Raw genomic sequence first — 18550 nt, 5'->3', positions numbered from 1 at the left:
AAGGTGCTGACGAGTGTGTAACAGTGCCCATATAGCTGAACATGAGCAAAAGCTCTAAACCGGTTTGCACGGATTGCAGACGGCATTATTGAAGGACCTGTCACAGGTCCTTTTTCATTGGCTGGCAAAGATGCCGCCCAGATATACCTAACAGGAAACAGACGCCATGATCACCGGTAGCCTGAACACCCTGCAGCGAACGCCGCTGCCCGCCCCGCTGGCCCGCATCATGGCCGAGGTGGTGAAGAGCGTGGCTCACTGGGGTGACGCTCCGCTCGGCAAGACCGAGATCGATGGTCTCAACCTGTTCTGTCTGGTGAGCGAGGATCTGACCGAGCCAGCCGCGGATCGCCGTGGCGAATTCCATCAGCAGTATCTCGATATCCAGTTGCTGCTGCGCGGTGAAGAGTGGATAGGTGTGGGCCCCCACGACTACGTGAGCGACGGCGCCGACCATCCCCATCCCGACCTCTGGTTTGTCGAGGACGAGCAGACCAGCTATCTGGCGCTGCAACCGGGCGATTTCGCCATCTTCTGGCCGGGCGAGCTGCACCGCCCGCTCTGTACCTTCAACCAGCCCGCCAGGGTGAAGAAGCTGGTTGTCAAGGTACACAAGGATCTGCTGGCTATCGCCTGAGTACTCCCATTGAGGCGAGCCCTGCGCAGCTGATGCGTTGAGACTCGCAAGCATTGAAACCAGTGATACGCACCACAAGTTGCGATCACTCTTTCAAGAGCAAGAATTGAAAAATTGGACGCACCCTCCTGCGACCATAAGCCCCCGGCAGGGGAATCCCATCCTCTTTTGGATGACACGACACTGTCGGCATAAAGCCGAAGCACAGGAAGATGTAGAAAATGAGCAAGTTGGTATTGATCCTTAACTGCGGTAGCTCTTCCCTGAAATTTGCCGTAATGGACGCCGAAACAGGTGAGGACATGCTGTCCGGCCTGGCCGAATGCTTCAATCTGGATGATGCACGTATCAAATGGAAACTCCACGGGGTCAAGGGCGAAGCCATGCTGGGAGCGGGTGCCGCTCACCAGGAGGCCCTCGACCATATCGTGGGTCACATCCTGCCGCAGGATCCGACTCTTGCCGAGCAACTGGTGGCCATCGGTCACCGAATCGTACACGGTGGCGAGCAGTTCTCCCGTTCCGTGCGTATCGATGACGGCGTGATCGCCGGTATCGAAGCCGCCATTCCGTTCGCCCCGCTGCACAACCCGGCGCACCTCATCGGTATTCGCGCCGCGCTGAAAGTGTTCCCGCAGCTGTCCGAGAAGAACGTGGCCGTGTTCGACACCGCTTTCCACCAGACCCTGCCGCAAGAGGCCTACCTCTATGCGCTGCCGCACAAGCTCTACCGCGAACACGGCATCCGTCGTTACGGTGCCCACGGTACTTCTCACCGCTACATCGCGGAAGAAGCCGCGAAAGAGCTGGGCAAGCCGTTGAATGAGCTGAACATCATCAACTGCCACCTGGGTAACGGTGCCTCTGTCTGCGCCATCAAGAACGGCGAATCCGTTGACACCTCCATGGGCCTGACTCCGCTGGAAGGTCTGGCGATGGGTACCCGCTCCGGTGATATTGATCCGGCCGTGGTCTTCTTCATGCACGACCAGCTTGGATACAGCGTGGAGCAGATCAACCACACTCTGACCCGTGAGTCCGGTCTGCTGGGGATGACCGAAGCGAGCAGCGACTGCCGCTACGTCACCACCAACTACGCCACCGACGCCGGTGCCAAGCGCGCGCTGGATGTCTTCACCTACCGTGTGGCCAAGTATGTCGGCGCCTATGCCGCTGCGATGGACGGTCGTCTGGACGCCGTGGTCTTTACCGGCGGTATCGGTGAGAACGCCGCCATGGTGCGCGAGATGGTGCTGAACCGTCTGGCCCTGTTCGGCTTCAAGGTGGACAAAGAGGCCAACAACGCCGCGGTACTGGGTGGCGAAGGTCGCATCACCACCGCCGACAGCCGTTGCGCCATGGTGATCCCGACCAACGAAGAGCTGGTCATCGCTCGCGATGCCCTGAGCCTGGTCTGCTAAGTCAGCCTCGCTTTGAAACAACGCCCGGCCTGTGCCGGGCGTTGTCGTTTGTGGCGACCCGTTATTTGACATGGGGGAGGGGAGCGGTACCCTGACCACCACTGTTTTTGCAGCCTGCGGGCTGCCCGGTTCGGGAGAGAGCAATGAAAGAGGTGTTTTTTAACTGGTTGTCGGGCCTTGGGGTGGAAGTGACCAGCATGATGGCGCTGGTGATCGCGCTGGGCTTTATCGTCATCACCTCGTTGCTGCTGCACATGGCGCTGCACCGGGTACTGCTGGTCCGGCTGGTGGGGATCCTCGGCAAGGCCAAGCAGGTGTGGCTGCCGCCTCAGCTGCAACAGCGCCTCTTCAACCGGCTCGCCTTTGTGCTGCAGGGGGCCGTGCTGCTCGGTCAGGCGGAGATCTGGCTACCCCGCCAATCGGATAGCCTGAAACTTATCGAGATGGTGGCCCAGCTCTGGATTTTGCTGTTCCTGCTGCTGGCCTTCTTCGCCCTGCTCGACTGCCTGTTGTCGGTGAGCCGTTACACCCGTCTTGGTCGGGATTTGCCCCTGCGCGGCATCTTCCAGGGGGCCAAGCTGGTAGGCAGCATTCTGGTGGGCATCCTGATGATCGCCCTGCTGCTCGGCAAGTCGCCGCTGTTCCTGTTCAGCGGTCTGGGTGCCATGACCGCAGTGCTGATGCTGGTGTTCAAGGATCCCATCCTCGGGCTGGTGGCGGGGATCCAGCTCTCCGCCAACCGGATGCTGAGCGTCGGTGACTGGTTGCAGATGGACAAGTACGGCGCCGATGGCGAGGTGACCGACATCGGGCTTACCACGGTCAAGGTATCGAACTGGGACAAGACCATCACCACCATTCCCACCTATGCCCTGATCTCCGACTCTTTCAAGAACTGGCAGGGGATGACCGAGTCGGGGGGCCGCCGCATCAAGCGCAGCGTCAATATCGACATGACCAGTGTGCGTTTTCTGACGGCCGAGGAGCAGTTGCAGCTCAAGCAGGCCCAACTGCTGGCACCCTATCTCAGCCGCAAGGAGCAGGAGCTGAGTGCCTACAATCAGCAGCTGAGCGATGCCCTGAGCTGCCCCATCAACGGTCGTCACCTCACCAACCTTGGCACCCTGCGCGCCTATCTGGATGCCTACCTGCGCGCCCACCCCGGCATTCGCAAGGACATGACCCTGATGGTGCGCCAGCTGGCACCCACGTCAGACGGTTTGCCGCTGGAAATTTACTGTTTTACCGCGACCACCGCATGGGCCGATTACGAAGGAATCCAGGCCGATATTTTCGACCATATCTTCGCCATCATTGAGCAATTTCATCTGCGGTTGCATCAATCTCCCACAGGTTACGATATGCGTGCCTGGCAACGGGGATAAACAGGGAAATGGGGCGGGTCGAGGTCGTGGAAAAAACCGCATATTAATCATCGACCCGTCGCCACTTGTCAGTTGAAATTTGCCGTGCAGAGGAGAAAAATGGCGGCCTTCTCTTCGCGCCCCTGATCCCCTCTTGATCAGCTGCCAGCCCAGAGACGTCACTTCAAGTCATCATCATGGGAAAGTTATGAAGCTCCTTCGCAATAGTGTGGCAACACTCTGCTACAGCCTGCTGCTGACCGCTGCGCCGGTTTTCGCTGTTGAATATGCTCTGCCTGCGGCCAACAGCCGTCTGGTAGGGGAAAATCTGGAATATGTGGTTCCGGCCGAAGAGAACGGCCAGCCGCTGGAGGCCATTGCGGCCAAATTCCAGCTGGGGCTCACCAACATGACCGAAGCCAACCCCGATGCGGATCCCCTGCTGGTACAGACCGGCGAGAAGCTGGTGATCCCCCAGCAACTGATCCTGCCGGATGCACCCCGTGAAGGGATTGTGCTGAACGTGGCCGAGATGCGCCTCTACTACTACCCCAAGGGTAAAAAAGTGGTGGAAGTGCTGCCCATCGGCATCGGCCAGCTCGGCACCGATACTCCGGAAAACTGGGTGACCAGCGTGCAGCGCAAGAAAGCGGGCCCGACCTGGACCCCGACCGCCAAGATGCATGCCGAATACGCCGCCCGTGGCGAGAGCCTGCCTGCGGTATGGCCGGCCGGCCCTGACAACCCCATGGGTCTGTTTGCCCTCTACATCGGCAAGATGTACGCCATCCACGGTACTAACACCAACTTCGGCATCGGCCTGCGGGTGAGCCACGGTTGCGTGCGTCTGCGCAACGACGACATCGCCTACCTGTTCAAGCAGGTACCGGTAGGTACCCGCGTCCAGTTCGTCAACCAGCCGATCAAGGCCTCTCTCGAGCCCAACGGTGTCCGCTATCTGGAAGTGCATCAGCCGCTGTCGCGCAGCGAAGAGGAGTTCAACTCCAAGCTGCCGGCACCGCTGCCGATGACTCCGGCGGTGACCCGCTTCATTGCCCACGCCGACAGCGACTCCCAACTGGTGAAGCAGGCGCTGGAGCAGCGCAACGGCATGCCGATGGCGATCAACCGCTAACGGCAAATCCCCGTTACGACAAAGGGCGAACAGCATGCTGTTCGCCCTTTTTGTTTCTGCTAGGTTGACTCAGCTTCGCAGCAGATTTGTCTGCAGCTCGCTGCCGAGCTGATCGAGCAGCTGATAACGCGTCTTGTAGCTGGCCCGCTTGCGGGAGGGGATCTCCTCCAGCGTCTTGCGGGGCACCTCCAGCGGCAGGCTCATCCAGAGTTCATCCTGCACACAGCCCTGATGCTCCTGCCACAAGCCGTCGAGGTCGAACTTGACCCGATCGGCGGTGCGTTTGCTGCTCTGATAGACGTGGCTTTGGGTGCGGATCCCGAGCAGGCTCTTGCACGCCAACCCCCGGGCCAGCTCGGCGGCCATATAGACCAGCAGGGACATGGGGCGCAGCCCGCCGCACGCCTTGGTGACCAGCTTGATCTCCTCGCTCTGCCCCTTGCCCCCTTGCAGCGAACAGATCTCCAGCGTGGGCTGCGGCTCGCAGCGCAGATTGAGGGCCATGTAATAGAGCACCGCGTCACCCAGCTTGAGGGTCAGGCTCATCTCCCCCTCTTTGCCCATGTGGGTTTGGTAATCCAGTTGCAGGGTGAGGGGGGCCGTCAGCTTGTCGCTCTGCCACTGGGCCAGCAGCAGGCCGCGCCCGCTGTAGATTGCCAGCTGTTGCGCTTTGGGCAGTTGACGTGCCAGCTGCTGGTAGTGGCCGCTGATAAGCCCGGCTCGCAGGCGCTTGCGGAGCCCCTTGTGGCGATAGGGGTGGATCGGCTTTTCCAGAATATCGGGAAAGCGGCTGATCGCCTGCGCCAGCAGCGGTTGCTCCTGCTGCTGGCGATAGAGGGCACGGGCGCCGGGATTGAGCCAGAGACGCCCCACATACTTGGCCCGTCGGATGAGATGACCCGACTCCTCCACCGGATGAAGGCGGCGGGCGAGGGTTCGCAGGTGTGACAGATGAGATGACATGGTGCCGACCTCTGACTGGTGTGATGAGACAGGGCGGGGAGTGTAGGAGCGGGGCGCTGGCTTGTAAAAAAATGGATAGTAACAAAATGTGAAAACATAACGCTCAATAGCTGCCGTTGCGACGATATGGCCGTCACGGCCACGGCAGGAAATCTGGCGCCATCCTCTTGATGCGGCAGATGATTTGATGCGCAAAGGTTTTTATTGTGTTTTGTGTTTGTTAAAAGTGGTTGAGCTGGCGCGAACGGCTGATTAAGCTAGGCCGGTTTTTTAGGGATGAGCCCGTCACCAGAGCGGGCAGAAAATGACACAAAACGGAGTTTTGCATGACAGCTAGCACACCCATGTTAATCACCTTCCTGGTGTATATCCTCGGGATGGTGTTGATCGGCTTCGTCGCCTATCGTGCCACCCGCAACTTTGATGACTACATTCTGGGCGGCCGCCGAATGGGGAGCTGGGTGACCGCTCTCTCCGCCGGCGCCTCCGACATGAGCGGCTGGTTGCTGATGGGGCTGCCCGGCGCCGTCTTCGTCAGCGGCATCTCCGAGAGCTGGATTGCCATCGGTCTTGTCATCGGCGCCTACCTCAACTGGCGCTGGGTAGCGGGTCGCCTGCGGGTACATACCGAGAAGAACCGCAACGCCCTGACACTGCCGGACTACTTCACCTACCGCTTTGAAGATCACAGCAAGGTGCTGCGCATTCTCTCGGCGCTGGTGATCCTGCTCTTCTTCACCATCTATTGCGCCTCCGGCGTGGTGGCCGGTGCCCGTCTGTTCGAGAGCACCTTCGGCATGGATTACAACACCGCCCTCTGGGTCGGTGCCGCCGCCACCATTACCTACACCTTCTTCGGCGGCTTCCTCGCGGTGAGCTGGACCGATACGGTGCAGGCGACCCTGATGATCTTCGCCCTGATCCTGACCCCGGTCTTCGTCATCATCGCCGTCGGCGGGGTGGACAGCGCCATGATCGAGGTGGCCGCCAAGAGCGCTACCAACCTCGACATGTTCAAGAATCTGGATGTGATCGCCATTGTCTCGCTAATGGCCTGGGGCCTTGGCTACTTTGGTCAGCCCCACATTCTGGCCCGTTTCATGGCGGCGGATTCCCACCACTCCATGGCCAATGCCCGCCGTATCAGCATGACCTGGATGGTGTTCTGCCTCGCTGGCGCGGTGGCCATCGGTTTCTTCGGGCTGGCCTATTTCGCCCGCTTCCCGGAAGTGGCGGCTGGGGTGACCGGCAACCCGGAGCGGGTCTTTATCGAGCTCTCCAAGATCCTGTTCAACCCCTGGATCGCCGGTGTGCTGCTCTCCGCCATTCTGGCGGCGGTGATGAGCACTCTAAGCTGCCAGCTGCTGGTCTGCTCCAGCGCCATCACCGAGGATCTTTACAAGCCTTTCCTGCGCAAGAACGCCTCCCAGCGTGAGCTGGTATGGGTGGGGCGCCTGATGGTGCTGCTGATCGCGGTGATTGCCATCGCCGTTGCCATGAATCCGGAAAACCGGGTGCTGGGGCTGGTGAGCTACGCCTGGGCCGGTTTCGGTGCCGCCTTTGGTCCCGTGGTGCTGCTCTCCGTGCTGTGGCCGCGAATGACCCGCAACGGCGCCCTGGCGGGCATGCTGGTCGGTGCCATCACCGTCATCGTCTGGAAGCAGTTCGGCTGGCTGGGGCTGTATGAGATCATCCCGGGCTTCCTGTTTGCGCTGCTGGCCATCGTAGTGGGCAGCCTGCTAGGCGAAGCGCCTTCAAAAGCGATGCTGGAGCGTTTCCGCGATGCCGAGGAGGAGTACAACACTCCGGCCGAGAGCACGGGAGAGCCGGTCGCGGTGAACTGATCCCCCTTACCGCTTTCTGATTGAGAGCCCCGCCCCCGGACAAGGAGCGCCCTAGTTGGCCATCCTTGCACCGGTTTGGCGGGGCTTTGTGCTATCTGATTCACTCTTGGGCACTTTTTTATGTTCGGCCAGTGGCTCCCGGGTGCTCGCTTTCTTTTGTCTTGGCACCGAATATGGGACACTAGGCCGCCTGAAGGAGACCTAGTGCATGCGGCTATTCACCCTGATCCTGATCCTCCTGCTGGGGGGACTGCAATATGACCTCTGGCTGGGGAAGAACGGGCTATCCGATTATCAGAACCTGTCGGAGGCCATCTCGCAGCAACAGCGGGACAACCAGACTCTCAAGGATCGTAACGACCTCATTTACCGCGAGATAGATGATCTCACCTCTGGCCTCGAGGCCATCGAGGAGTTGTCGCGCAACGATCTGGGTTACATCAAGCAGGGGGAGACCTTCTACCGGATCATCCCCAAAGAGAAAGACAAAGAGACAGCGCCGGACGATGAGCCCTACGATGACTGATGCCAGCCGGATATCCGGCCTGACGGCGATCGTCCCTGCCGCCGGTATCGGCAGCCGAATGGGGGCCGATTGCCCCAAGCAGTACCTGCAACTGGCGGGTAAAACCATTCTCGAACATACCCTGGAGCGGCTGCTCTCCCACCCGGTAATCGCCCAGGTGATCGTGGCGCTGGCGCCCCATGACCGCTGGTTCGAGGCCCTGCCCGTGGCGGCCGACCCGCGAATTGTTCGGGTAGAGGGAGGCGCCGAGCGCGCCTTTTCCGTCCTCAATGGTCTCCATGTGGCGCAAGGGGAGTGGGTGCTGGTGCACGATGCGGCCCGTCCCTGTCTGACTCACGGCGATCTCGATGCGCTGATTGCCGCGGCCATGAACTGCGGCGGTGCCATTCTCGGCAGTCGGGTGCGCGATACCATGAAACGCTCCGATGGGGAGGGCAATATCATCGCCACCGTCGAGCGCGAGCAGCTCTGGCATGCCCTGACGCCGCAGATGTTCCCGACCCGAGCCCTGAAACGGGCGCTCGAAGAGGGGTTGCTGCTGGGCGCCACCATCACCGACGAGGCCTCCGCCATGGAGCGGGCCGGATTCACGGTGCGGATGGTGGAGGGGCGCGCCGACAATATCAAAGTGACCCGGCCGGAAGATTTGTCGCTGGCGGGGCTGTTTTTAAGCCAGCAGGCATAAGCCCCTCAGTCAGAACAGACCGTTCAGAGCAGAGTGTCTCGAACAAACAGGCCCGAACAAGGAGTTAGCATGATCCGGATTGGACATGGTGTGGACGTACACAAAATTGATGGGGTTGGTTTCAGCATGTTGGGAGGTTGCCGCTGATGATGCGCATTGGTCATGGTTTTGATGTCCATAAATTTGGTGGTGTTGGCCCCTGCATGCTGGGTGGCGTGCCGGTTCCCTACGAGCAGGGGCTGGTTGCCCACTCTGACGGCGATGTGGTGCTGCACGCGGTGAGCGATGCCCTGCTGGGGGCCATCGGTGCCGGTGACATCGGTCGCCACTTCCCCGATACCGCTGCCGAGTTCAAGGGGATCGACAGTCGCATCCTGCTGCGGGATGTCTTTGCCCGGGTACAGAAGGCGGGTTATGCCATCGGCAACCTGGATGTGACCATCATCGCCCAAGCCCCCAAAATGGCGCCCCATATCGACGCCATGTGCGCCGTGCTGGCCGCCGATCTGCAATGTGATTTGAACCGGGTGAACGTCAAGGCGACCACCACCGAACAGCTTGGGTTTACGGGGCGCAAGGAAGGGATCGCCACCGAAGCCGTCGTCCTACTGGTGAAACAATAATGCTGGAACAACTTGCCTATCTGCACGGGGCGCCCACCGCCCGCGGTATCCTCAAGGCCGAGGCCGCCGATTTCGTGGTCAATGAAGATCTCGGGTTTGAGCCTTGCGGGGAAGGGGAGCATATCTTCGTCCGGGTGCGCAAAACCGGCGAGAACACCGCCTGGGTGGCGGGTCTGCTAGCCGATGCGGCCGGGGTCAACCGCAATGCGGTGACCTGGGCGGGCCTGAAGGATCGCCATGCGGTGACCGAGCAGTGGTTTGGTATTCACCTGCCGGGCAAGGCCGAACCGGACCTGTCGGTTATCGAGAGCGACAGCATCCAGATCCTGCAAGCCAGGCGTCACAACCGCAAATTGCGGGTCGGCTACCTCAAGGGCAACCACTTCACCCTGCGTCTCACCGGTCTGGAACAGGCCGACGGGCTGGAAGCGCGCCTGCAGGCCATCGCCACTCAGGGCGTACCCAATTACTATGGTGAACAGCGTTTTGGCCGCGATGGCAACAACCTGGAAGCTGCCAAGGCGATGTTTGCCGGCAAGCGGATCAAGGATCGCAACAAGCGTTCCCTCTACCTCTCTGCCGCCCGCAGCATGCTGTTCAACGCCATTGTCAGCGCCCGTATCGAGCAGGGGCTGGCTCATCAGCTGCTGGCCGGTGATTGCGTGATGCTCAAGGGCAGCCACTCCATCTTCAGCGAAGAGAGCGTGACCCCCGAGCTGGAAGCGCGTCTTGCCTCCGGCGACGTGCAGCTTACCGCGCCCCAGTGGGGCCGTGGCCGCCTGGCCAGTCAGGGCGCCGCTGCCGAGTTCGAACAGGGCGTGCTGGCTCCTTACAGCGATTGGTGTGACGGGCTGGAGAAAGCCGGGCTGGATCAGGACAGGCGCCCGCTGCTGCTCAAGCCGGAGCAGATGAGCTGGCAGCTGGACGGTGAGGCGCTGACCCTCTCCTTCTTCCTGCCGGCGGGCGCGTTTGCCACCAGCGTGGTGCGCGAGTTATTGCAGGCCGAAGAGGCCGATCACGGTTTCAGGAATCAGACCGATGCGAATTCTGGTCAGTAATGATGATGGTGTGCATGCCGAGGGCATTCGTGCCCTCAGCGAGGCGCTGCGCGCCTGCGGTGAGGTCATTGTGGTGGCGCCGGATCGCAACCGCAGCGGCGCGAGTCACTCCCTGACGCTGGAAGTACCGCTGCGGGTTACCCGCATTGCAGAAAACGGCTTTAATGGGGGCGAGAGCTATGCGGTGAAGGGCACGCCGACCGACTGCGTGCATCTGGCGGTCAACGAGCTGGTGCGTCCTGAACCCGACATGGTGGTGGCCGGCATCAACCACGGTGCCAACCTGGGGGATGATGTCATCTACTCGGGCACGGTCGCCGCGGCCACCGAGGGGCGCCATCTTGGCTACCCCTCCATCGCCATCTCGCTGGTGGGCAAGACCCACTTCGCCACGGCGGCCCACTATGCGGCCCTGCTGGTGAAGGGGCTGATGAAACACCCCCTGCCTGCCGATCAGATCCTCAACGTCAACGTGCCGGACTTGCCCCTCGAGCAGATCAAGGGGATCAAGACCACCCGCCTTGGCAATCGCCACCGGGCGGAGTCGGTGATCTGCACCGAGGATCCCCGTGGCCAGCCCATCTACTGGATCGGCCCCCCCGGTAGCCAGCAGGATGCCAGTGACGGTACCGATTTTGCTGCCATCGAGCAGGGCTATGTCTCGATTACCCCCCTGACCATCGATATGACTGCCTATGACAGTCTCGCCGGTCTGGGGGCCTGGTTAGATCTGCAGGGATGAGGGTGGTGTGATAGTACAGCGCCTGTTAAATCAGCTCATTGCGCAGGATATTCGCGATTTTCGCGTGCTGGCGACCATCGCGAAAGTGCCGCGCCAGCTGTTCGTGGACGAGGCCATGGCGCACAAGGCGTGGGATAACACCGCCCTGCCCATTGGCCACGGCCAGACCATTTCGCAGCCCTATATGGTGGCGCGAATGACCGAGTTGCTGATGCAAAACAATCCGGCCCATGTGCTGGAGATTGGCACTGGCTCGGGCTACCAGACGGCGATCCTCGCCCATCTGGTGGAGCATGTGTATACCGTGGAGCGGATCAAGTCGCTGCAGTTTCAGGCCCGACGCCGACTGCGCCAGCTCGATCTGCACAATGTCTCGGCCAAGCACGGCAACGGCTGGCTGGGGTGGCCCAACAAGGGGCCTTATGATGCCATTCTGGTGACGGCCGCGGCGAGCGAGATCCCGACGGCACTCACCGATCAGCTGGCCGAAGGGGGCCGACTGGTGTTGCCCGTGGGTGACAGCCAGCAAACCCTGCAACTGATCGAACGATCCGGATCCCAGCTGACCAGCCGTATTCTGGAGCCGGTACGTTTTGTTCCCCTGATTGACGGAGATGTTGAGTGAAGTTGTTTTCCCGTTTGTACGTACTGGTGATGCAGTGGGCTCGCCACAAGCATGCCCCCTGGTATCTCTCCATCACCGCGTTCATCGAGTCGGTATTCTGGCCGATCCCGGTGGATGTGATGCTGGCGCCTATGGCGCTCGCCAAGCCCCACAAGGCGTGGCACTACGCCATGCTGGCTACCGTCTTCTCTGTGTTGGGCGCCCTGTTTGGCTATGCCCTTGGCTATGCCCTGTGGGATCCGGTCGTGCTGCCACTGGTGGAGTCTGTGGGCTATCAGGACAAGATCGAGATTGCTCGCAACTGGTTTGAGCAGTGGGGGATCTGGGTCATTTTCATTGCCAGCTTCACCCCTATCCCCTACAAGGTGTTTACCGTGACGGCAGGGTTGTTGCAAATGGCTCTGCTGCCCTTCATCATCACCTCCCTCATCGGTCGTGGCATGCGCTTTTTCCTGGTGGCGGGCCTGATGCGCTGGGGTGGCGAGAAGATGGAACGCAAACTGATGCACTATGTTGATGTGCTCGGTTGGCTCTGTATTGGTCTGGCCGTGGTGGCCTATTTCTGGTTTAGTCGTTAAGGATCCATTATGCGTTCGCGTATTTGGCAAGGAAGCAGTGTCGTGGTGTTGTCATGGCTGCTGCTTGCCTGCTCCTCCAGTAAAAATGCAGCTCCGGTAGATGGTGTTGATGAGGGGCAGTTTGTCTCGACCATTCCGGCTCGCCAAAGCGGTGCCCAGGTCAGCGCCCCCATTCAGGGCGGCAGCTATGTGGTGAAGCGGGGCGATACCCTCTACTCCATCGCCTTCAACTCCGGCAACGACGTGCCGTCGCTGGCCAGCCTCAACAATATCAGCCCGCCCTACAACATCTATCCGGGGCAGCGACTGCGACTCGATGGTTCCAGCGCCAGTGTTGGCAGCAGCCGCAGTGCCGGTACCTATGAGGTGCGCCGCGGCGATACCCTGAGCAGCATTGGCCGCCAGTTCGGCATGACACCGCAGGCGCTGGCCCAGAGCAACAACCTGAGCGCCCCCTATGCGCTGCAACCGGGTCAGGTGCTCAATGTCCAGACCGCAGGCGGTGGTTCGACCCAGATGGTGGCTGCGACTCGTCCGGCAACCGTGACGCCGGTGGCCGTGAGCCGTCCGAGCAGCGGTCCGCGTCCGTTGGCCGAGCCGAGTGGATCTGGTCAGACCATGCCGTTCATCTCTCAGAAATCCGTTGCTCCGGCAGCACCGAAGGAATACGCTCAGTCCAAAGAACAAAAAATAAACAACTCCCAGTCGAGACTTGCTTGGCACTGGCCCGCAAAAGGCCGGATTGTCGAGGGGTTCTCTGTTGCAGAACAGGGTAACAAGGGGATCGACATAGCTGGCCAGAAGGGGCAACCCGTCTACGCCGCCAGCAGCGGTAAAGTGGTATACGCTGGCAGTGCTTTAAGGGGGTACGGCAAGCTGATTATCCTCAAGCATGATGATGACTATCTCTCCGCTTACGCACACAACGACGAGTTGCGGGTGAAGGAAGGGGACAGCGTCAAGGGGGGCTCGGTCATTGCCAACATGGGTAGCACGGACGCGCCGGATGTGCGATTGCATTTCGAGATCCGGTACAGAGGCAAGTCGATCAATCCGATGAGCTATTTGCCAAAGCGTTAACCCCAGAGAGACCGTCTTACTCTGGTAACGTCAGGGAGACACACCATGAGCCAAGAACAACTGGTAATGCAGGATGCAGAGTTAGAGTTTGACGCTGAACCCGAATCTCACGAGGTAGAAGAGTTGCAGGAGGTAGCCGCCGAGGCGGAAGATATTATCTCCGATGAGTTGCTGGCACCTGAGCTGAACAAGGTGATGGATGCCACGCAACTCTATCTGGGGGAGATAGGTTTCTCCCCGCTGCTCACTGCCGAAGAGGAAGTCTACTACGCCCGTCGTGCCTTGCGGGGTGACAAAGCCGCCCGCAAGCGCATGATCGAGTCCAACCTGCGACTGGTGGTGAAAATCGCCCGCCGTTACAACAACCGCGGCCTGGTGCTGTTGGATCTCATCGAAGAGGGCAACCTCGGTCTTATCCGCGCGGTCGAGAAGTTTGACCCCGAGCGCGGCTTCCGTTTCTCTACCTATGCTACCTGGTGGATCCGCCAGACCATCGAGCGGGCCATCATGAACCAGACCCGTACTATCCGTCTGCCCATTCATGTGGTCAAAGAGTTAAACGTTTACCTGCGCACCGCGCGCGAACTCTCTCACCGTCTCGATCATGAACCGACCGCCGAGGATATCGCCTTCGCGCTGGATCGTTCGGTGGACGATGTGAATCGCATGCTCAAGCTCAACGAGAAGATCACCTCGGTGGACACCCCCATCGGTGGCGATCGCGACAAGGCGCTGCTGGATGTGCTCTCCGACGAGCGCGGCATGGGGCCTGAGCTGGAGTCACAGGAAGATGATATGCGCAGCAGCATTGTCCACTGGCTGGAAGAGCTCAATCCCAAGCAGCGGGAAGTGCTGGCCCGTCGTTTCGGTCTGCTGGGCTACGAGCCGGCTACCCTCGAGGATGTGGGAGCCGAGATTGGCCTGACCCGCGAGCGGGTGCGCCAGATCCAGGTGGAGGGGCTGCGTCGTCTGCGGGAGATCCTGCTGAGCCAGGGGCTCTCCATCGAGGCGCTATTTCGTACCAATTAATCATCCGCACCAGCTGATCAGCCAGATAGCACGAGGGGAGCAACAGCTCCCCTCGTTTTTTATTGCCTGTCGTCTGGCGATGGCTTCGCGGTTATACCAGCTCGGCCAGCATGGTGTCGGCGTAGGGCACCAGCGCTTCTCCCTTCTTCACCTTGGTGAGGTAGTCCGGGTTGGCGATAAGCGGACGACCGATGGCCACCAGATCGAAGCGGTTGGCCTCGATGGCCGCAGCGGCGCGCTCGGCGTCGTAGTTGCCCACCCCGACCAGATTGCCCTTGTAGTGGGCGCGCAGATAGTCGGAGGCGCGGCCACCCAGATAATCGAAGGTGAGGTTGTCATCAAAGATGCCGAGGTGGATATAGGCCAGTGGGCGATCGTTGAGCTTGCCCAGCAGGTAGTCGAACACGGCGCGATCTTCCGGGCTGCCCGCCAGATGGACATAGGCACCCGGGGAGAGGCGAATACCAACCCGATCACCGCCGATACGGGCGCTGATGGCATCGACCACTTCCAGCGCGAAGCGGCTCATCTTTTCCGGGCTGCCACCGTAGTTGTCGGTGCGCAGGTTGGTGGAGTGGTGCAGGAACTGGTCGATCAGGTAGCCGTTGGCACCGTGGATCTCCACCCCGTCAAAGCCCGCCTCGATGGCGTTGGCAGCGGCTTGGGCGTAATCCAGCACCAGCTGGGCGATTTCGGCCTCGGTCAGGGCGCGCGGCACCTGATAGGTCAGCTCGCGCATGCGGGGCACTGTGCCCTCGTGCGCCACGGCAGAGGGAGCCAGCACTTCAGCCTGATGGAAGAAGGGGTGGGAGAGGCGACCGACGTGCCACAGCTGGGCGAAAATCTTGCCACCCTTGGCGTGCACGGCGCTGGTCACTTTTTTCCAGCCATCGATCTGCGCCTGGGTGAAGAGGCCCGGGGTATTGGGGTAGCCCTGCGCGTCGGGGCGGATGATGACGGCCTCGGAAACAATCAGGCCGATGTCGGCGCGGCGGCCATAATAGGCAGCCATCTGCTCGGTCGGCACCAGACCTGGGCCTGCCATGCAGCGGGTGAGCGGGGCCATCATGAAACGGTTGGCCAGGGTCAGAGTGTCATTGAGTCGATACGGCTGAAACAGGGTATTCATGATAGGTTGTCCTGAACGGGTTATTCTTGAACGTGCATTCAAGACGTTTTTTGCGTCGGGCGCAAGCTTTTTTTGAATGCGCGTTCAAGAAGGTTGGCCCGAGCGGGCGGCTGGGGTAAACTTGCCGCCCTTTCCAGCCACTCTTTATCGGCGGGCCCTGTTGCTCCTTGCCGGTGAACCATTTCCCACGGGAGGAACCATGCGCATAGCCGAGTTTGATCGGGACGAGGTACTGCGAAATGCCATGGAAGCGTTTCGCGCCAAGGGATATGCCAAGACCACCATGCAGGAGCTGGTGGCTGCCACCGGCCTGCACCCGGGCAGCATCTACGGCGCCTTTGGCAACAAGCGCGGCCTGCTGCTGGCGGCGGTGGATCATTATGTCGAGGGTAAACGCACCCAGCGCCGCTCCCTGCTCGACAACCCGAGCCCGCTGGCGGGCCTTGCGGCCTATCTCGACCGGATTGTGGGGGAGGCGCTCTGCGGCTCCTGTCTGGTGACCCGCACCATGATGGAGCTGAGCGAGCAGGATGAGGAGCTGACCCAGCGGGTCAAGGGGATCTATGGCGAGCTGGAGCAGGATCTGGCCGAGTTGCTGACGCAGGCGCAGGCCAAGGGCGAGCTGGCCCCGGATAGCAATATCCACACCCTCACCGCCCTGCTGCTGATCAACCTGCAAGGGCTGGTCACTTTCGCCCAGTGTCGCCCCGATCGCCCCCTGCTCGACGACGTAGTCGCCCAGCTGATGCGGGCCCTGCGGGCGTAACGCGATACCGCAGAAACAACAGTGGCTCCCTCGGGAGCCACTGTTGTTTTCGGGAGGTGAACTCCGCCTTACCTCGGCCCCACCAGCTCCTTCATCAAATCTTTCAGCCATACCAGTGCCGGTTGCTGGGCATGCACGGGGTGCCAGACGCAGTTGAGATGGTAGTCGGGCACGTCTTCGGGCAGCGGCAGGCTTTTCAGCGGCCAGTGGGTGGCGAGTAGCTCGGCCACCATGCTGGGCAGCACCAGCAGGTGATCGCTCTGGCTGACAATGGCGGCGGCGGACATATAGCTCTGGCTGTTGACCGAGATGGTGCGGCTAAAGCCCTGACTCTTCAGATAGCGGTCTAGGCTCGCCTCCGAGGTGCCAAGGGGCGAGTGGAACACATGGGGCATAGCGATGAGCTGCTGCAGGGTGATGCGCTCCTGCCATCGGGAGGGATCATCCTCGGCGCCGGCGGGGGCCGATTTGGCAATGGGCAGATCGGCGCGCACCAGCCCGGCCAGCGGCTCGGTGAGCCAGGTCTCTTTGCCGAGATACCCCGGCACCTGCATGTACTCGTCAAAGCCCAGCACCAGATCGATCTCGCCGCTCGCCAGCTCGGCTTCGGGCAGGGTGTCGCGCAGGATGCGGATCTCGATGGTGACCCCCGGCGCCAGCCGTCTGAGGCGCTGGATCAGCGGCGGGATCAGCACACACTCCACGTAATCTGTGGTGCAGAGCACGAAGCGCCGCTTCGACTGGCTCGGCTCGAACTCCTCCTCCTCCAAGAGCTGCTGCTCCAGCAGCCGCAGCGCCTGCTGCACCCCGAGGTGCAGCCGCTGGGCGCGCGGGGTCGGCAGCATCCCCTGCGGGGTGCGCACCAAAAGCGGGTCGCCGAGAAAGGTGCGCAGCCGGTTTAGGGAGTGGCTCATGGCGGGCTGGCTGATAAAGAGCGCCTCGGCGGCGCGGGTGACGCTCCCTTGCGTCATCAGGGCGTCAAAAGCGAGCAGCAGATTGAGGTCGAGCTGGTGCAGTTTCATGGGGGGATTATTCGCCGTGTTTATGGGACAATCCATCCTATTCATTTGATGGATGGGGGCGCAACGTCTTACTCTGCGACCCACTCTTATTTTTCCAAGGTTCCCGCGCCGCATCGGGCGTAAACGGGGGCCTCAATCCATGCAAGGAGCCTTGCGATGAGCATCAAGACCATTAACTCCACGCCGGCCGCTGACGGCTTCACCATGCCCGCCGAGTGGGCGCACCAGCAGGCCGTCTGGATGATCTGGCCGTTTCGTCCGGACAACTGGCGCGTAGCTGGTCGCTTCGCGCAAGAGACCTTCGCCAAGGTGGCCGATGCCATCGGCGGTGCCACCCCGGTCTTTATGGGTGTACCAGCCCAGTTTATGGAGCAGGCCCGCGCCATCATGCCCGCTCACGTCACTCTGGTCGAAATGGACAGCGATGATTGCTGGGCCCGCGATACCGGCCCGACCATCGTTACCAACGCGGCCGGCGAGTGCCGTGGCGTGGATTGGGGCTTCAACGCCTGGGGTGGTCACAAGGGCGGTCTCTACTACCCGTGGAATCAGGATGAAGAGGTCGCTGCCCAGATGCTGGCCCAGCACGGCATGGCTCGCTACGACGCGCCGCTGATTCTGGAAGGGGGCTCCATCCACGTCGATGGCGAAGGCACCTGCCTGACCACCGCCGAGTGCCTGCTCAACGAAAACCGCAACCCGCACCTGACCAAAGAGCAGATCGAAGCTTACCTGCGCGACTATCTGGGCGTCACCAGCTTTATCTGGCTGGACGAAGGCGTCTACATGGATGAAACCGACGGCCACATCGACAACATGTGCTGCTTCGTGCGTCCGGGTGAAGTGGCCCTGCACTGGACTGACGATCAGAACGATCCCCAGTACGCCCGCTCCGTGGCCGCCCTCAAGGTGCTGGAAGCGGCGGTCGATGCCAAGGGTCGCAAGCTGAAAGTGTGGAAGCTGCCCCAGCCGGGCCCGCTGTTCTGCACCGAAGAGGAGTCTGCCGGTGTCGAGAGCGGTACCGGTGTGCCGCGCGAGGCAGAAGGCCGTCTGGCCGGTTCCTACGTGAACTTCCTCATCACCAACGATCGCATCGTCTATCCGCTGCTGGATGCCGCCACCGATGGCGAAGCCCAGCGCATTCTGGAAGAGATCTTCCCGGATCACACCGTGGTCGGCGTGCCGGCCCGCGAGATCCTGCTGGGCGGTGGCAATATTCACTGCATTACACAACAGATCCCCTCCGGCAAATAAGAACCGGATGACGATCCTGCTGCGAGACCGTGATCAAGGCTCATGTGCTGCTCGGAAGCCTCACGTATG

Annotated in this window: 19 protein-coding genes; 16 read left to right on the top strand and 3 right to left on the bottom strand. The window is 61.1% G+C overall.

What is annotated here, in order from left to right:
* The first annotated feature begins 166 nt into the window (after window positions 1-166).
* The 4 genes from ACTG1K_RS20540 (at window position 167) to ACTG1K_RS20525 (ending at window position 4557) form a co-directional block, all read left to right on the top strand.
* Window positions 167-637: a YhcH/YjgK/YiaL family protein gene (locus ACTG1K_RS20540; RefSeq protein ID WP_157162005.1), complete on the top strand. Its 471-nt coding sequence runs from the start codon at window positions 167-169 to the stop codon at window positions 635-637.
* A gap of 221 nt (window positions 638-858) precedes the next feature.
* Complete coding sequence (locus ACTG1K_RS20535; protein ID WP_005354534.1) at window positions 859-2058, top strand: acetate kinase; 1200 nt, start codon at window positions 859-861, stop codon at window positions 2056-2058.
* Between the two features lie 143 nt (window positions 2059-2201).
* Window positions 2202-3443 carry a mechanosensitive ion channel family protein gene (locus ACTG1K_RS20530; RefSeq protein ID WP_167571194.1) on the top strand — a complete coding sequence of 414 codons (1242 nt, stop codon included), beginning with the start codon at window positions 2202-2204 and terminating at the stop codon, window positions 3441-3443.
* Window positions 3444-3630: 187 nt separating this feature from the next.
* The gene (locus ACTG1K_RS20525) at window positions 3631-4557 is read left to right on the top strand and encodes a L,D-transpeptidase family protein (protein WP_440006568.1); all 927 of its coding nucleotides are present in this window, start codon (window positions 3631-3633) and stop codon (window positions 4555-4557) included.
* Window positions 4558-4626: 69 nt separating this feature from the next.
* On the opposite strand, the gene ACTG1K_RS20520 is transcribed toward ACTG1K_RS20525, so the two are convergent.
* Window positions 4627-5520: a VirK/YbjX family protein gene (locus ACTG1K_RS20520; protein ID WP_440006566.1), complete on the bottom strand. Its 894-nt coding sequence runs from the start codon at window positions 5518-5520 to the stop codon at window positions 4627-4629.
* Between the two features lie 326 nt (window positions 5521-5846).
* Between ACTG1K_RS20520 and putP the strand changes: the two genes are divergently transcribed.
* The 10 genes from putP (at window position 5847) to rpoS (ending at window position 14310) form a co-directional block, all read left to right on the top strand.
* Complete coding sequence (gene putP / locus ACTG1K_RS20515; RefSeq protein ID WP_440006564.1) at window positions 5847-7364, top strand: sodium/proline symporter PutP; 1518 nt, start codon at window positions 5847-5849, stop codon at window positions 7362-7364.
* Window positions 7365-7572: 208 nt separating this feature from the next.
* Window positions 7573-7890, top strand: a complete 318-nt coding sequence (ftsB, locus tag ACTG1K_RS20510; protein ID WP_005335520.1) for a cell division protein FtsB — start codon at window positions 7573-7575, stop codon at window positions 7888-7890.
* Entirely contained in the window at window positions 7883-8575 is a 693-nt protein-coding gene (gene ispD / locus ACTG1K_RS20505; RefSeq protein WP_440006562.1) for a 2-C-methyl-D-erythritol 4-phosphate cytidylyltransferase, read from the top strand. The genes ftsB and ispD overlap by 8 nt, the downstream gene beginning before the upstream one ends.
* 146 nt (window positions 8576-8721) lie before the next feature.
* Window positions 8722-9198, top strand: coding sequence for a 2-C-methyl-D-erythritol 2,4-cyclodiphosphate synthase (gene ispF / locus ACTG1K_RS20500; protein ID WP_005335518.1), 477 nt, complete (start codon window positions 8722-8724; stop codon window positions 9196-9198).
* A complete protein-coding gene (gene truD / locus ACTG1K_RS20495; RefSeq protein ID WP_139443360.1) occupies window positions 9198-10256 on the top strand; it encodes a tRNA pseudouridine(13) synthase TruD in 1059 nt (352 codons plus the stop codon). Before ispF ends, truD begins: the two co-directional genes overlap by 1 nt.
* Complete coding sequence (gene surE, locus ACTG1K_RS20490; RefSeq protein ID WP_158112834.1) at window positions 10237-10998, top strand: 5'/3'-nucleotidase SurE; 762 nt, start codon at window positions 10237-10239, stop codon at window positions 10996-10998. The genes truD and surE overlap by 20 nt, the downstream gene beginning before the upstream one ends.
* A 7-nt stretch (window positions 10999-11005) precedes the next feature.
* On the top strand, window positions 11006-11623 hold the full coding sequence (locus ACTG1K_RS20485) for a protein-L-isoaspartate(D-aspartate) O-methyltransferase (protein ID WP_005335507.1): 618 nt from the start codon (window positions 11006-11008) through the stop codon (window positions 11621-11623).
* Window positions 11620-12201 (top strand): YqaA family protein, encoded by a 582-nt coding sequence (locus ACTG1K_RS20480; protein WP_416033907.1) that lies wholly within the window; start codon window positions 11620-11622, stop codon window positions 12199-12201. Before ACTG1K_RS20485 ends, ACTG1K_RS20480 begins: the two co-directional genes overlap by 4 nt.
* 9 nt (window positions 12202-12210) lie before the next feature.
* The gene (locus ACTG1K_RS20475; RefSeq protein WP_440006559.1) at window positions 12211-13281 is read left to right on the top strand and encodes a LysM peptidoglycan-binding domain-containing protein; all 1071 of its coding nucleotides are present in this window, start codon (window positions 12211-12213) and stop codon (window positions 13279-13281) included.
* A gap of 45 nt (window positions 13282-13326) precedes the next feature.
* Window positions 13327-14310 (top strand): RNA polymerase sigma factor RpoS, encoded by a 984-nt coding sequence (gene rpoS, locus ACTG1K_RS20470; protein ID WP_005362773.1) that lies wholly within the window; start codon window positions 13327-13329, stop codon window positions 14308-14310.
* Window positions 14311-14401: 91 nt separating this feature from the next.
* Here rpoS and ACTG1K_RS20465 read toward each other — a convergent pair whose 3' ends face one another.
* Window positions 14402-15439, bottom strand: a complete 1038-nt coding sequence (locus tag ACTG1K_RS20465; RefSeq protein WP_160881992.1) for an alkene reductase — start codon at window positions 15437-15439, stop codon at window positions 14402-14404.
* A 199-nt stretch (window positions 15440-15638) separates the two neighbouring features.
* Between ACTG1K_RS20465 and ACTG1K_RS20460 the strand changes: the two genes are divergently transcribed.
* Window positions 15639-16205 carry a TetR/AcrR family transcriptional regulator gene (locus ACTG1K_RS20460; RefSeq protein WP_042081487.1) on the top strand — a complete coding sequence of 189 codons (567 nt, stop codon included), beginning with the start codon at window positions 15639-15641 and terminating at the stop codon, window positions 16203-16205.
* Window positions 16206-16273: 68 nt separating this feature from the next.
* Here the strand turns inward: ACTG1K_RS20460 and ACTG1K_RS20455 are convergent, their stop codons facing one another.
* Complete coding sequence (locus ACTG1K_RS20455; RefSeq protein WP_101529599.1) at window positions 16274-17227, bottom strand: LysR family transcriptional regulator; 954 nt, start codon at window positions 17225-17227, stop codon at window positions 16274-16276.
* A 156-nt stretch (window positions 17228-17383) separates the two neighbouring features.
* On the opposite strand from ACTG1K_RS20455, the gene aguA reads away from it, so the two are divergent.
* The gene (gene aguA / locus ACTG1K_RS20450) at window positions 17384-18481 is read left to right on the top strand and encodes an agmatine deiminase (protein ID WP_440006556.1); all 1098 of its coding nucleotides are present in this window, start codon (window positions 17384-17386) and stop codon (window positions 18479-18481) included.
* Window positions 18482-18550 lie beyond the last annotated feature (69 nt).

This window comes from Aeromonas sp. 102P (assembly GCF_051920345.1).
Lineage (GTDB): Bacteria > Pseudomonadota > Gammaproteobacteria > Enterobacterales > Aeromonadaceae > Aeromonas > Aeromonas veronii.
This window is presented reverse-complemented; position numbering and strand designations above follow the sequence as displayed.